Annotated in this window: 14 protein-coding genes; 4 read left to right on the top strand and 10 right to left on the bottom strand. The window is 68.0% G+C overall.

What is annotated here, in order from left to right:
• Window positions 1-11 precede the first annotated feature (11 nt).
• From C5C17_RS05625 to C5C17_RS05595, 7 genes are all read right to left on the bottom strand, one after another.
• Complete coding sequence (locus C5C17_RS05625) at window positions 12-794, bottom strand: GntR family transcriptional regulator (RefSeq protein WP_181028499.1); 783 nt, start codon at window positions 792-794, stop codon at window positions 12-14.
• Window positions 795-867: 73 nt separating this feature from the next.
• Window positions 868-2,067 (bottom strand): ABC transporter substrate-binding protein, encoded by a 1,200-nt coding sequence (locus C5C17_RS05620; protein ID WP_104252407.1) that lies wholly within the window; start codon window positions 2,065-2,067, stop codon window positions 868-870.
• Between the two features lie 25 nt (window positions 2,068-2,092).
• Window positions 2,093-2,947: an inositol monophosphatase family protein gene (locus tag C5C17_RS05615; protein ID WP_104252406.1), complete on the bottom strand. Its 855-nt coding sequence runs from the start codon at window positions 2,945-2,947 to the stop codon at window positions 2,093-2,095.
• Complete coding sequence (locus C5C17_RS05610) at window positions 2,944-4,041, bottom strand: ABC transporter ATP-binding protein (RefSeq protein ID WP_104252405.1); 1,098 nt, start codon at window positions 4,039-4,041, stop codon at window positions 2,944-2,946. The genes C5C17_RS05615 and C5C17_RS05610 overlap by 4 nt, the downstream gene beginning before the upstream one ends.
• Window positions 4,042-4,045: 4 nt before the next feature.
• The gene (locus C5C17_RS05605; RefSeq protein WP_219819763.1) at window positions 4,046-5,923 is read right to left on the bottom strand and encodes an iron ABC transporter permease; all 1,878 of its coding nucleotides are present in this window, start codon (window positions 5,921-5,923) and stop codon (window positions 4,046-4,048) included.
• 211 nt (window positions 5,924-6,134) lie between these two features.
• The gene (locus C5C17_RS05600) at window positions 6,135-6,506 is read right to left on the bottom strand and encodes a RidA family protein (RefSeq protein WP_104252404.1); all 372 of its coding nucleotides are present in this window, start codon (window positions 6,504-6,506) and stop codon (window positions 6,135-6,137) included.
• 107 nt (window positions 6,507-6,613) lie between these two features.
• Window positions 6,614-8,533, bottom strand: a complete 1,920-nt coding sequence (locus C5C17_RS05595) for a BCCT family transporter (protein WP_258065985.1) — start codon at window positions 8,531-8,533, stop codon at window positions 6,614-6,616.
• A 270-nt stretch (window positions 8,534-8,803) separates the two neighbouring features.
• Here C5C17_RS05595 and C5C17_RS05590 point away from each other — a divergent pair, with 270 nt between their 5' ends.
• Complete coding sequence (locus C5C17_RS05590) at window positions 8,804-9,259, top strand: YbhB/YbcL family Raf kinase inhibitor-like protein (protein WP_104252402.1); 456 nt, start codon at window positions 8,804-8,806, stop codon at window positions 9,257-9,259.
• A 51-nt stretch (window positions 9,260-9,310) separates the two neighbouring features.
• Here the strand turns inward: C5C17_RS05590 and C5C17_RS05585 are convergent, their stop codons facing one another.
• The 3 genes from C5C17_RS05585 to C5C17_RS05575 all read right to left on the bottom strand — a co-directional run bounded on the left by C5C17_RS05585 (window position 9,311) and on the right by C5C17_RS05575 (window position 11,968).
• Window positions 9,311-9,886, bottom strand: coding sequence for a hypothetical protein (locus C5C17_RS05585; protein WP_104252401.1), 576 nt, complete (start codon window positions 9,884-9,886; stop codon window positions 9,311-9,313).
• 19 nt (window positions 9,887-9,905) lie between these two features.
• Window positions 9,906-11,054, bottom strand: coding sequence for a zinc-dependent alcohol dehydrogenase (locus C5C17_RS05580; RefSeq protein ID WP_104252400.1), 1,149 nt, complete (start codon window positions 11,052-11,054; stop codon window positions 9,906-9,908).
• 140 nt (window positions 11,055-11,194) lie between these two features.
• Window positions 11,195-11,968 (bottom strand): MBL fold metallo-hydrolase, encoded by a 774-nt coding sequence (locus tag C5C17_RS05575; protein ID WP_258065983.1) that lies wholly within the window; start codon window positions 11,966-11,968, stop codon window positions 11,195-11,197.
• A 151-nt stretch (window positions 11,969-12,119) separates the two neighbouring features.
• On the opposite strand from C5C17_RS05575, the gene C5C17_RS05570 reads away from it, so the two are divergent.
• The 3 genes from C5C17_RS05570 to C5C17_RS05565 all read left to right on the top strand — a co-directional run bounded on the left by C5C17_RS05570 (window position 12,120) and on the right by C5C17_RS05565 (window position 14,108).
• The gene (locus C5C17_RS05570; protein WP_104252398.1) at window positions 12,120-12,887 is read left to right on the top strand and encodes an alpha/beta fold hydrolase; all 768 of its coding nucleotides are present in this window, start codon (window positions 12,120-12,122) and stop codon (window positions 12,885-12,887) included.
• 149 nt (window positions 12,888-13,036) lie between these two features.
• Window positions 13,037-13,207 (top strand): hypothetical protein, encoded by a 171-nt coding sequence (locus C5C17_RS18540; RefSeq protein ID WP_181028498.1) that lies wholly within the window; start codon window positions 13,037-13,039, stop codon window positions 13,205-13,207.
• 52 nt (window positions 13,208-13,259) lie between these two features.
• The gene (locus C5C17_RS05565; RefSeq protein WP_104252397.1) at window positions 13,260-14,108 is read left to right on the top strand and encodes a phosphatase PAP2 family protein; all 849 of its coding nucleotides are present in this window, start codon (window positions 13,260-13,262) and stop codon (window positions 14,106-14,108) included.
• The last annotated feature ends 19 nt before the right edge of the window (window positions 14,109-14,127 follow it).

Raw genomic sequence — 14,127 nt, 5'->3', positions numbered from 1 at the left:
ACCGCCGCCCCTCAACCGCGAGCGGGGTCCATCCCATCGACGACACCTGTGATGCTGTGGTTGATCGGGTGGTAGGTGTTGATGCCGATGTTGTAGTAGACGCCGCCCCGGTAGGAGCGGCGATGCTCTCGGAGGGCGGGCGTCCCGACAGACATCTGGAGCGACCCGGCGAGGACGTCGTCGAGGACGACGGCCGTGAGCTTGTACTCGATCCGATCGGCCGCCCAGCCGTTTCCCGCGAATTCGGCTTCGATGCTCCCCCGGGTCAGCGTCTCCTCGTCGAAGACCACGGCATCGGGGCGGACGTAGTTCTCGAAGCTGGCGATCGGCACCCCGCTCGCGTACCTGTCTCGGACGATGTGCAGGAGGCGAGCCCCGATGGGGAACCCCGTGACCGACGACACGTCGGCGTCGGCGTGCGTCCAGGAGAACTCCCGAACGTCGGTGCTCGGCTCGCGCTTGCTCGCCGCGATCAGCTCGAAGAGCGTGTGCGAGGTCTCGGGATGATGCTGGATGGCGGCGGCACCCTCGACTCGGGTTCCGCTGCCCTGGGTCCGGGAGATCAGCCCTCTGGCCTCGATATCCCCCATCGCACGCCGCAGCGTCGACCGGGCCACCCCGAACCCTTCGCAGAGCTGCCGTTCCGTCGGCAGCAGGTCTCCGCTCTGCAGCACGCGCCGCCGGAGAGCTTCCTCCATCTGCGCGATGACCTGCGCATACAGCGGCGCCCTGCTTGTCACATCGACGGCGACGAACGCCTCGCCGAAGGACACACGTCGTGGAGCATCGCTCACTGCTGATTCTCTTTCCTCGCTTGTCGCGACGTGCGACGCCGGGATCTCCCGGCGCCGCACCGCTGGCCTCACTCTAGGAACGAGAGCTGCGCCACAGATCCTGCCAAGTGACCGTCTTGGTGTAATCATCCTGCAGGGTGTCGGTGTTGTACGGCTGGAACCCGCCCGCCTCCTTCAACTCGATAACGCCCCAATCGTCTGCCACGGGCTGCACCTCCGGATCGAACGAGGACTTGCTGTCGGGCATGATGAACTCCATCCCCTCCTGCGATGTCGCGAAATGGATGTAGAGCTTCGCCGCGTTCGGGCTCGCGCTGTTCGTCGCGTACGCCATCGTCTGCGGTGTCGCGGCCCCCGCATACGGGTTCATGCCCTCGCAGGGCGCGAGCTTGTATCCCTTGTCGACATTGTTGCGGTACTTCGCGGCATACATGAGGCCGAAGGGCGGGTCGCTCTGACCGGCAGCCCCCACCGCGTCGGAGACCTCCTCATCGTTCTTGAAGATCGTTGGGCTGTTGCCCGCGAGACGCTTCACCCACTCGTGAACCGCCGTGGGCTCCTCGGTCACGAGCTCCTCGCCGAAGTGCTCTTCGTAGGCTGCGGCGTACTCGTCCGCGTGATGGTTCGCCGCCTGGTTCCAGATCGTCGTGTACAGCGCCCGGCTCTCCGGGTCGGGGATGGCGACGCTCCCCGCCCACTCCTCGTCCGTGAGCTGCCAGATGTTCGAGATCGGGCAGGTGTCCCCGTACACCTCGGTGTTGTACGTCCAGATCGCCTGGTTGTCGCTGGTCAGATACGGGTACTGCGCGTGCGCAGGCAGGCGGTCGTAGGCGTCACCCGGAACCCAGTTCGTGAGCACCCCGTCGGCGAGCAGCTCGCTGTAGAAGGTGGGCACTTCCGAGTTCGCGACGACATCGCCGATGACGTTGTCCGCCTCGTACTCCTTGGCCACCTTGTCCATGACGTTGGTCTCGATCTTGATGCCCGTCGCCGGGATGCCGTACTTCGCAGTGAACGCCTCCGCGATCTGCACGACCTTCCCGGTCTCGTCGTAGATCGTGATGGGGCCTTCGTTCTTCGCGGCGTCGATGAGCGCATCGAGGTCGAAGCCCTCGGCCGTCTCGTCTGCTGCGAGGTCCGGGCGCTCCACGGTGTTCTCGGCAACGCTGCCGTCCGCACCGGGAGGCGCGCAGGCCGACAGCGAGAGCAGCGCCGCCGCGGACACTCCGACGGCGAGCGCCCTGCGGAGGGCCCGCGAACGTGTTCTGGTCATGATGGTTCCTTTCGGGGAGATGAGATCAGTTGTCGGAGAAGACCGACGGGACAGGACGGGTGCTCTGGAGGCGCATCAGCGATTCGATGTGCGGGAAGACGGCGCCGGCGACGGTGCCGTAGTAGTGGCGGTTCAGGTGATCAGATGCACCCGGCAGCTGCTCCCCGCCGCCGTACGTGCGGTAGATTCCACCGGCCCGCTTCAGGATGAAGGCCGGTGCGGCGACATCCCAAGGGGACGCCTCGAACGAGAAGACGGCGTCTGCCCAGCCCGCGGCGACGTGTGTCAGCGTGATGGCGCTGCTCCCGAGATCGCGGACGTGCGAGTACGTGTCCTCGAGCTCTGCGTAGGCCTCCAGCGCTTCCGCCCGCAGGTGCACCAGGTCGCGCGGCAGCGGGAAGCTGGCGAGGACCGTGGCACGTTCGGGGGTCGTCGCTCCCTCTGATCGCAGGTCTTCGCCGTTGAGAAACGCGCCACGCTCATCCGCGACGAACATGTTGTCGGCCACCGGGTCGTAGACCACGCCGGCGACAACCTCCCCGTCGACGGCCGCGCCGATGCACACGGCCCACAGGGCGATGCCGCGTGCGAAGTTGGAGGTTCCGTCGATCGGGTCGATGAACCAGGTCACGTCGCCGGCACCGCTCGCGCCTCCTTCTTCTCCCACGATCCTCGAGTCGGGCAGCTCCTTCTCGATGACGCCCCTGATGAACTGCTCGGCGCGAACGTCGTACACGGTCACCAGGTCGTGGAAGTTCGCCTTCTCGTCGATGCTCATGCCCTTGGAGCGGAAGCCCTCGAGGGCGAGCGCCCCTGCGCCCCGCGCCGCCTCCTCGGCGATCCGTGCGAGTTCGATGCTGCTGATGGTCTTCGTGGTCATGCGGTTTCCACCTTCATGCGTTGTTCGTCCTGATCGAAGACGTGCAGCGCGGATTGCGCGGCACGCAGTGTGACCCGGTCGCCCGCCCGGACCGGCGCGGCGACGGATGAGGTCGTGTAGACGTGGCGTTCGCCGACGAGGACGTCGGTGGTCCAGCTGCCCCCGGTGGGCATGACGGACGCCACCGTCCCGTCGAGCGTGAGCTCATCGGTGACTCCCGTGTCCCCAGCAGGCTCGACCCGGATCGCCTCGGGCCTCACTCCGAGCGATCCGAGCCGACCAGCATCCACCCTCGCCGCGAGGTACTCGTATGCCGACGCAGAATCGGCACCGGCGGGAGTGAAGTCGAAGAAATTCATGGGTGGCACGCCGAGGAAGTTCGCGACGAACCGATTCGCTGGCCTGTCGTAGATGTCGAGGGGTGTGCCCACCTGCTGCAGCTTCCCCTTGTTCAGCACGGCGACGCGGGTCGCGAGGGTCATCGCCTCCCACTGGTCGTGCGTGACGAAGACGATCGTCGACTTCGACTCGTTGTGGATGCGCTTCAGCTCGGTCCGCATCTCCAGGCGCAGCCGGGAGTCGAGGTTCGACAGCGGCTCGTCCAGCAGCATCGTGTCCGGCTGCACGGCGAGCATGCGGGCGAGGGCCACGCGCTGCTGCTGCCCTCCAGAGAGCTGCGCCGGATAGCGATCGCGGTAGTCCGTGATGGAGAGCGAACGCAGCACCTCGTCGATTCGTTTCGCACGGGCCGCCTTGTCCAGCCTCCGGAGCTTCAGGCCGTAGTCGATGTTGTCGGCGACCGTCAGGTGCGGCCAGAGCGCGTAGCTCTGGAACACGAGACCCAGGTCGCGCCGCTCAGGAGGAACGAAACGAGCGGCTCCGGGTTCGTCGACGGCGCGGTCGCCGATGCGGATGGATCCGCTGGTCGCGTTCTCGAGGCCGGCGATCATGCGGATCGTGGTCGTCTTCCCGCATCCGGACGGGCCGAGGAGGCACATGAAGTCGCCGTCCTCGATGGTCAGATCGAGGTCGTCGACAGCGTTGGAGGCTGCCCCGTAGTTCTTGACGATGCTCTTGAGATCGATGGTGGGCATGGGGTTAGCCTCCTAGGCCGCGGGACAGGTCGGTCTTCATGATTTTCTGGACGGCGTAGGTGCCGAAGAAGGCGAGGGCGGAGACGACGAGGACGACCCCGTTGCCGGCTTGCGTGTACCCCACATCCAGAAGACGGATGGACAGTGTGGTGAGCACTTCGAGGCCGGGGACCGCGAGGATGACGACCAGGCTCAGGCTCTTGACGCCGGAGATGAAGGACATGAGCATCGACGTCGCCACGGCGCTCTTCTGGACGGGCAGGATGATCGTGCGGAAGCGGTGGAACCAGCCTGCGCCTGCGACTCGCGCGGCCTCCTCGGTCTCGCTCCCGAGCTGCATCATCGCGGAGATGCCGGCCCGCGAGGCGAAGGGCATCTGCTCCGTGAAGTAGATGATCACCAGCAGCGCCGCGGTCCCGTAGAGGGCCGGCACCGGCCCCCGCTGTACGGCGAACAGCGACAGGTAGGCGGTCGCGAACGCGATGCCGGGAACCAGGTACGGGAAGAACAGCATCTGTCGCAGCGTCCCGGAGAGGAGCCTCGACTCCGACCTGACGATGACGTAGCCGACGAGCAGCCCGACGACGCCGGCCATCACCGACGACAGCCCGACGATCCAGAACGTGTTGAAGGCCGCGCTGAGGACTTCCGCGTTGAGGAGGATCCCGTTCGGGAATCCGAACGTCTGCAGGTTCGTGCCGATCCAGAAGTCGAGTGTGAAGTTGTCGGGCGCGAAGCTGCCCGGCACGCGCATGACGGTTGAGAGCGCCAGCACGAGAATGGGGAGCGCCACGCTGACCGTGAAGAGCGCGACGCAGGCCAGGGTCGCGAAGATGCGAGACCTGCCGAGCCGCACCTCGTTTCCCGCCGAGCCGCTCTTCCCCGAGATCGTCACGAAGCGCTTCGCTTCCTTGAGGAAGTGCATGTCGACCCACAGCGAGATCGCGCCGATGAGCACGATCGCCGCGACGATGACCGCCGCAGAGCCTTGCTGGTTGCTGTAGACGCTCCGGTAGAGGCTCGTCGCGAGGACGTTCATGTTGACGGGCAGGCCGAGGACGTAGGCGACGCCGAACTCTCCGAGCACTTTGGCGAGGATGAGCGTCACCGCTGAGATCAGCGAGGGTCGGAGGATCGGCAGGACGATCGTGAAGGCGGTCCTGATGCGTGATGATCCGAGAATCTGGGCCGACTCCTCGAGTGTGGAATCGAAGCGCTTGAGGGCGTTGCCGACGAGCAGGATCACGAACGGGACGAAGTGGATCGCGAAGATCAGGATGATGGGCACTCGGCCGTAAGCGAGCCAGTCCGGGACGACGACCCCCATCGCCTCAAGCCATCCGGCCTGGCCTCCCGCTGAGCGATTCTTGAACATCGTCAGCCAGGCGAGCGCGAAGGTCCAGGCCGGGAGCATGTACGGCACGATGAGCGCGGTCGCGAACCACTTGCGACCCCACATGTTCGTGCGGACGAGCAGCCAGGCGGCGCACACGCCGATGACGAGCGCGAGCGCCACGCTGCAGACCGCGATGACGACGGTGTTGCCGAGCGGCCCCCAGAATATGGCGGCGGCCTGCGGCGAGAAGAGCACCCGCCAGAGGTAGTAGGAGGTGAACGACCCTTCCTCCTGCTGGGTGATCGCTGTGTCGGCCCGGTCGACCGTGATCCCGTCTCCGAGCAGCGAGATGATCGGCGCGACGATCAGGTAGGTGAAGAGCAGCAGGGCCAGGATGCCGATCGTCGTCGTGGGGTTCGTCGAGAGGACCCTGAGCCGGTACGCGAGCGGCGTCTTCGTCTTCGGTGGACGCTTGCCGCGCCTGGCTCGCGGGGGCACGGGCGGTTCCCCCTCCGGCGTCTCCGGAATGATGATGCTGGTTGTCAAGACATCCTCGTCTCACAGTGCAGGTGAATTGGTACCTTATTAGGTATGTTTAGAGGAAACACCCACCCCACCAAAATGTCAAGACAATAGATCGAAGTGACACCTCATTTCCGCGCCGGTCCAACAGAGCCCGCTGCGTCGGTGCGCACAACGGACTCGGGGCGGTGAGCCGAAGCCCACCGCCCCGAGAGACGTCCGAGAGAGACCGAAGCTACTCGCTGATGACGGCGTCGACCTCGACCTCGAGCAGCAGGTCCTTCGCAACCAGGCCGGCGGTGCCGATGAACGCGCACGCCGGGCGGATGTCGCCGAAGACTTCGCCGTGCACGGCGCCGACGGCGTCGAAGTCGCGCTCGATGTCGACGAGGAACACTCGCGTGCGTACGACGTCGCTCAGTGAGGCGCCCGCCTGCTCGAGCGCGGCCCCGATGCGTTCGAAGATCTCCCGCGCCTGCTCTTCAGCGTCGACACCCGGGGCCGTCGTGCCCGCCACGAAGACGAGCTTGCCGACCTTCACGGCCCGCGAGTAGCCGACCGTCGCCTCGTAGGGCGAGCCGGAGGAGATGTTCGTGCGTTCGGTCATGGGGGCTCCTTCTTGTGGTCAGGTTCCGCATCCGTCTGGGGAAGCGCGTCCTGGCAGGCGATGTCAGGGAGAGCATGCCATGCGGGCGGGCGCCGCGTGAACCCGCCTCAGACTCCGACACGGCCCCCGTCGTCATCGCGGTCCAGCTCCGGCTCCCCGGACTCGAGCGCCGCCCGAGCAGTCGGCGCCTCGATCCGCGCCGGGTCATCGGCATCCCGTCGGTCCGTGTCCCGTCCCTCCGCATCGGCCTTCACCACGTCGAGCATTCCCGTCGTGGCCTCCGTGTACCACTCGGTGAGCGCCGGGTCCGCGGTATCGAGCCACGCGCCGGCCCCATGCTCCGCCTCGACGACGCTCGCACCGAACACGAAGTCGTCCCCGTGCTCGGCGATACCAGCGCGCACGCCCTCGTCGATGGCCTCCTTCGCGTACCGGCGGCGCATCATGTACGGGTCCATGCGCAGGTCCTTCGCCCACGCCCACATGATGCCCATCACGACGAACGCGAACGGCAGCGCCGTGACGACCATGATCGCCTGCAACCCCGACAGCGCATCCCGGCCGCCCGCGAGCAGCAGCGACGCAGCGATCAGGCCGAGCATGAGGCCCCAGAAGATCGTGACCCAACGCGATGGCTCGGCCTTGCCCTGCTGGCTCATCGACCCCATGACGATGGACGCGGAGTCCGCGGAGGTGACGAAGAAGATGACGATCGATACGAGCGCGACGACACTCGTGATGGCCCCCAGTGGGAGCTCCGCCAGCAGGGTGAAGAGCTGCGCCTCCGCCGAGCCGGCCGCACTCACGCCAGCGCCCTGCGTCTCCAGCCACATCGAGGTTCCCCCGACGATGCCGAACCAGACGAGGCACACTGCGGACGGTACGACGATGACGACCGTCACGAACTCGCGCAGCGTGCGCCCGCGGGAGATCTTCGCGATGAACAGGCCCACGAACGGCGTCCACGACACCCACCACGCCCAGTAGTACGTGGTCCAGGCCTGCATGAACACCTCCGTCTCCTCACCCATGGAGGCGTTGCGCATCAGCATGGTGCCGAGTTCGCTGAAGTACGTGACGCCGGCGGCTGGGATGAGGTTCGCCAGCAGCAGCGTCGGCCCGGCGACGAGCACGAACAGGCCGAGGAGGCCCGCCACGACCATGTTGATGTTCGAGAGGATGCGGATGCCCCGCTTCACGCCCGACACGGCGGACAGGATGAAGAGGGCCGTGAGCACGGCGATGGCCCCGATGATGAAGCCGTTGCCGAGCGTGCCGAGCCCCGTCACCATCTCCACGCCCGACGCGATCTGCAGGGCGCCGATCCCCAGCGAGACGGCCGTGCCGAAGAGCGTCACGAGGATCGCGAAGACGTCGATTAGCGGGCCGAACCAGCCCTGCGTGCGCTGCGAGAAGACCGAGTCGAACAGGGCAGAGATCAGCGGTGGACGACCGCGGCGGTAGGCCGCGTAGGCGATGGCACCGCCGACGAGCGCGTAGTAGGCCCAGGCCATCGGCCCCCAGTGCAGCACGGTCTGCGCGACCGCCGTATGCATCGCATCCACGCTGCCCGGCGCGACATCGAAGCCGTGGGGCGGCGCCAGGAAGTAGGTGAGCGGTTCCATCGGCCCGTAGAAGAGCAGACCGATGCCGATGCCAGCGGAGAAGAGCATCGCGATCCAGGAGACCATCGAGAACTCTGGCTTCTCATCGTCCGCGCCGAGGCGCACCCCGCCCGTGCGGCCGTACCCGACGACGAGCATGAAGATGGCGACGACGATCGTGAGGAGCGAGAACAGCCAGCCGAAGTTCTCCGTCACCCAGTCGAGCGACACGGAGCCGACGGCCGAGATGCTCGCCGGGTCGACGAGAGCCCAGGCGATGACCGCGACGACGCCGGCGCCGGCGACCCCGAACACCCCCCAGTTCGTCCGGAACGACCTCCCAGTCTCCTCGACGCCGATGCCGGGGATGAGCGCTGGATGCAGCGGATCCGGATCGATCACCTCCCGGATGATGCGCGACATGGGCCTGCGTTGAGGCCCGAACGTCGCCGGCTCCTGCGCGAATCGGGAGGGTGGTGCGTCCTGTGAGTTCATGGCGTGCGGTGCATCCGTTTCTCTCGGGGGAAGGCAAACGGGGTGCAACGTTACCCGAAGGGCTTCCCGGCGCCGAGTCGAGCTCGCACCGCCGCGACCGTCTTCGCACGCGGCGACCGGCGCTGAGCAAGCTCGGAGGCCCGCGCGCAAGACTTGTCGGAGTCACGACGCTCACATCCCCAGCATCGAGGAGACCCAATGCCGCTCAACATCGCCGACCTCACGATCAGCAGCCCCGACTTCGAGGCCGGAAGCCGCCTCGCGGACACGTTCAGCGCCGACGGGGGCAACACCGCCCCTCGGCTCGAGATCACGGGCGTCCCGGCCGACGCCGTCGAGCTGGCCCTCATCGTGCACGACCCGGATGCGCCCATGCCGCTCGGCTTCACGCACTGGATCGTGTACGGCCTCCCAGCCCAGGACGGACCCGTCGACGCCACCGCCGACCACGCCAGGACCGCCGAGAACACGGCGGGCAAGAGCGAGTACATGGGGCCCCAGCCGCCGGAAGGCCACGGCGACCACCACTACTACTTCACGGTCTACGCCCTCGACCACCACGTCGAGGGAACGCCGTCCCGAGAGGAGTTCCTCGACGGGTACGCGCACGCGATCATCGAGCAGAACCGACTCGTCGGCGTGTACTCGAACTAGGCACTCTGTCAGCGAGACACGGCCGCCCTCGCGAGGAGCCCGCGCGCCCGCCTATCTCCGCCGAGCGCGCACGATGCGGGCGGCGCCCACGGCGAGGAGCGCGCCGCCGGCGATCCACGGCCCGGCGACGAGCAGCGGGTCGACCCACGCGTGCCGCTGGTCGACGCGTCTCGTGCGCAGCCGATCCGCGCCTGCCCCCTCCTGCAGCTCCGCGAGCGCACCCGTCTCCCGCAGCGGCAGGTCGGGACGCCCTGACAAGACCGAACGTGCGGCAGCTCCTGCCACGTCGAGACGGTCCGCGAGCATCAGCATCAGCCAGTGCGCCGCCCGCGCCTCGCTGAACCGCCGGTAGGCGTACCGGCGGACGGCGCCTGAGACCCCGTGGAGGGGCTGCGCCGTCCCGAACACGGGCGTCAGGAACGCATGCTCGATCGAACGCTCCCGCGGCGCCTTCTCCTCCTGCCGCTCCGGGAACTCCCAATGCGCACCGGTCTCCTCGGGGGCGAACCGCTCCCGGGGAACCGCGGGACGGTCGGCCGGGTCGAGGTCGGCGCCCCACCCGGGGATGCGGCGCCGGAGCTCCTCGGCGGTCGGCGGCGGCGTTGGCGTGTCGGCGACGTAGGCCATGATGCGCTGCTCCTTCTGGTCAGTCCGTGGGTGGAACGATGACGGGCTTGATGCAGCCGTCGAGCTTCGCGGAGAACAGGTGGTACGCCTCGGGTATCTGATCGAGCGGGATGCGGTGCGTGATCATGTCCCTCGGCGACAGGTAGCCGGCGCGGATGTGCTCGAACAGTCGCGGCCACTGACGCTTCACGGGTGCCTGGTTCGTCCGGATCGTGAGGCCCTTGTTGACCGCGTCGCCGAATTTGACGGCGCTGAAGATGGGCCCGTATGCCCCCATCACCGAGACCGTGCCGCCCTTGCGGACCGAGTCGATCGCCCAGTTGAGCGCGATCGGGGAGCCGCCCTGCAGCTTCAGCTTGGCGCCAGTCACGTGCTGCAGCAGGTTGCCGTCGGCCTCCGCCCCCACAGCGTCGATCGCCACGTCGGCGCCCCGGTGGTCGGTGAGGCGCTTCATCAGCACGACGACGTCGTCGTGCTCCGCGAAGTTGACGGTCTCGGCGAACGCGAACTCCCTCGCCTTCGCGAGCCGGTACTCGAGGTGGTCGATGACGATCACCCGACCGGCCCCCATGAGCCATGCCGACCTGGCGGCCGCGAGCCCCACGGGCCCCGCGCCGAACACCGCAACCGTGTCACCCTCCGCGATGTCGCCGAGCTGCGCCCCGAAGTAGCCGGTGCTGAAGGCATCCGTGAGCATGAGCGCGTCCTCGTCGTGCAGCCACTCCGGGATCACCGTCGGTCCGACGTCGGCGAAGGGCACCCGCACGCGCTCCGCCTGACCGCCGTCGTAGCCTCCCGCCGTGTGCGAGTAGCCGTAGATGCCACCGGCGGCCGTGGCGTTCGCGTTCACGTTGTGACAGTTCGAGATCAGTCCCCTGACACAGAACCAGCACGAGCCGCAGAAGATGTTGAACGGCACCATGACCCGGTCGCCCACCTGGAGCCGCTCCACGGAGGAGCCGACCTGCTCGACCCGGCCGATGAACTCGTGGCCGAAGGTGTGACCGACTCTCGTGTCGGGCAGGAGCCCGTGGTAAAGATGCAGGTCGCTGCCGCAGATCGCTGCGAGCTCGACTCGCACGATCGCGTCGTTCGGGTGCTCGATCACCGGGTCCGGCTTCTCGTCGACGCGGACCCGGTACGGCCCACGGTAGACCATGGCTCTCACGACGCCTCCCTCGGTCGCTGGTGCATCTTCGCTGGTGCCTTGCGCCCGACGCTAGGCGGGCGGCCGCCCGATTTCAGGGCGTTGCCTTTGCCGGAATCGTTTGCTATGCGGGCCCCTCGAGAACCGCGGCACCGTCGCCGCTACGAACGCCCCGCGGCTCTCGCGGCGGCGACGGCGTCGCTCAGCTCCCCCGTCCACGCAGCCCCGTGCCCGGGGAGCATCGTGCGCCGCCCGAGCTCGGCGATGGCGGCGAGTGAGCGCAGCGCTCGAGGCGAGTCGGCCGTGGCCGCTCCGGCGATGATGCGCGGCCCCTCGTGCCCCGTATAGGGGTCGAGGGTCACGAGCGCGTCGCCGGTGATCGTGGCGCCTCGGTCCGGGAAGTCGAGCGCGCAGTGCCCCGCGGTGTGCCCCTGCGTGAGGATGACGTTCGGACGACCAGGGAGCTCGGACGGCCCGGCAGGAAGTCCCTCCGGGATGCGGTCGAGGCCGCGCACCCGCAGCGCCCCGGCGCGCGCCATCCGCAGCAGCTGCGCCGCGCCCTTCGGATACCGGAGCGGGTACCCGAGACGCGGCCGCTCGTGCCGGTAGCGGTACGGGTGGAGCGCGAGGTACGCATCCGCCAGATGCACGTGCACGCTGCACCCCACCTCCTCCTGCAGCCGCCTCGCCATGCCGACGTGGTCGAAGTGGGCATGTGTCAGCACGATGGCCCGGAGCTCGGCGGGGGTACGCCGCAGCTGACGCAGCGCGTTCAAGAGATGCGGGTACGTGTTCGGTAGGCCGGCGTCGACGAGCAGCAGGCCCTGCTCGGACTCCACCAGGTACGTGTTCGTGTGCGCCTGCGTGAGGCGGTGGATGCCGGGGGCGACCGACTGCGTGAAGGTGACGTCTGGGGATGCGAGTCCAAGAACCACGATGTCCGTCCGATCTGTCAGCGTGACTGGGCCTTCCATCCGTACCACCGACGATGGCCAGGAAGGGGGCCTTGCCATTCGACGTCCGACTGTGCTCACACTGTGGACTTCCACTCCCTTCCCCTGACCATCGCGGAGAGCGAGGTGCACGATGCCGCCCAGCGGCGACCCCGAGCGCACGGTGCGCACGGTCACCGTCCGAGGCCTGGACTTCCGCGTCCACGAGGCGGGACCTGTCCGTGCCCATCAGGTGTTTGTGCTCGTCCACGGCATCGGCATGTCCCACCGGTATCTGCGCCGCCTGCAGGTTTCGCTCGCGACCGATGCCCTCGTGCTGACGCTCGATCTCCCCGGGTTCGGGTCGTCGCCGCGGCCGAAGCGCCCGATCAGCATCCCGGAGATGGCGACTGCGCTGGGCCAGCTGCTCGGGATGCTCCTGCCCTCGAGAGCAGTGCTCGTCGGACACTCCATGGGCACGCAGTGGATCACGGAGCTGTCCATCCTCGAACCGGCACTCGTCTCCGGCGCTGTGCTCATCGGTCCCGTCACCGACCGGCGCCGCCGGGCTCTCAGCGCTCATCTCCTGCGGCTGGCAGCTGACTGCACCCGCGAGCCAGCGGACGCGAACGCGCTCATCTTCGGCGACTACCTGCGCTGCGGCCTGGTCTGGTACCTGCGGCAGGCGCGCGCCATGATCGCGTACCCGCTCGAGGATCGGCTCGCGGACGTGTCTGTGCCCGTGCTCGTCGCCCGAGGAGCCCGCGACCCGATCGCTCCGCACGACTGGTGCCTCCTCCTCGCCGCCCGCGCGGTATCCGGCAGGCTGCTGACGATCCCCCACCACAGCCACGCGGTCCAGCACACCGCCGCTCCGGCCCTCGCGGGCGCGCTCCGAGCGTTCGCCGACGCTGCGCTGTAGCACAAGCAGCGCGGACGCCGACTGCCCACCCCGGGCCGGAAGTGGCGACGCCGGCAACCGAGGCGCACCACATTCCACGCGGATTCTCTACCCCTCATATTCGGCTTCGCCCTCGGAAAGACTGAAGCGCACGAGACGAGGAGGCGGCCATGTCCGACCATGCTGAATCGCCGGGCCTCCCTGCGGACCCCGCAGCGGATGAAGACCAGTACTGGGACGTCTACTTCCGGTCGGCGATGCCTGATGAGATCCTCGCCCTGTGCGCGATCACGGCCATGCTCACCGTGATCGTCGGCATCGTGGTCCTCGTCCTGGCGTGAACCGTGGGAGGTCCCAGGCAGCACCCCGGCGCCTGCCCCTACATTGGGGGCCGTGACCCACCCCCGCGATTCCTCCCAGGGTGTCGAGGGCGAGCTCGCCCAGGACACCGCATTCGACGACCGCGTCGCGCGAAAAGCCGACTCCAGAACGGCGGTTGCCGTCCGCCAGAGCATCCAGCGCGTCGGAGACAAGGTCGGTCCGAACAGCGCGCTGATCCTGCTCCTCGTGATCGGCGCGGCGATCATCCTCGGCCTGAGCATCCTCGCCGCCGAGATCTACGAGGCCGTCACCGACCGGGACGGCGTCGCGGGCCTCGACCAGCCGCTGCTCGACTACGCGATCACCCTCAGATCACCGCAAGCCGACTCCATCATCACCTCGTACACCGACATCGCCGGGCAGATCGGCATGCCCGTCATCGCCGTCGGAACACTGCTGATCCTGTCCATCCGCCGCCGATCGTGGACACCGGCCATCCTCATCGTCGCCGCGGGCGGCGGCTCGCTGCTCATGACGGTCGCCGGCAAGAACTTCATCGGGCGCGTCCGCCCCGAGCAGTCGGAGGCCGTGCCCCCGTACGAGACCTCGGCGTCGTTCCCCAGCGGGCACACCCTCAACGCGGTCGCCGTCATCGGCGTCATCGCCTACCTGCTCATCCTGCGCCGCCAGACCAGGCGCGCCCGAGTCCTCATCGCCCTCGGTGCCGCGCTCTTCGCCATCACCGTGGGCCTGTCCCGCGTGTACCTCGGGCATCACTGGTTCACGGATGTGCTCGCCGGCTGGGTCCTCGGAGCCGCCTGGCTCGCACTCGTCATCTGCGCGCACCGCCTGTACCTGCTCATCCGCGAGCAGCGCCATGCCAGGCAGCTCGAGCAGACGGCTCAGGACCGCGCCATCTAGGGCGATGCGTCCTGCCACG

This window comes from Pseudoclavibacter sp. RFBA6, from assembly GCF_002931575.1.
In the GTDB taxonomy this organism is placed as follows: Bacteria; Actinomycetota; Actinomycetes; order Actinomycetales; family Microbacteriaceae; genus Pseudoclavibacter; species Pseudoclavibacter terrae.
This window is presented reverse-complemented; position numbering and strand designations above follow the sequence as displayed.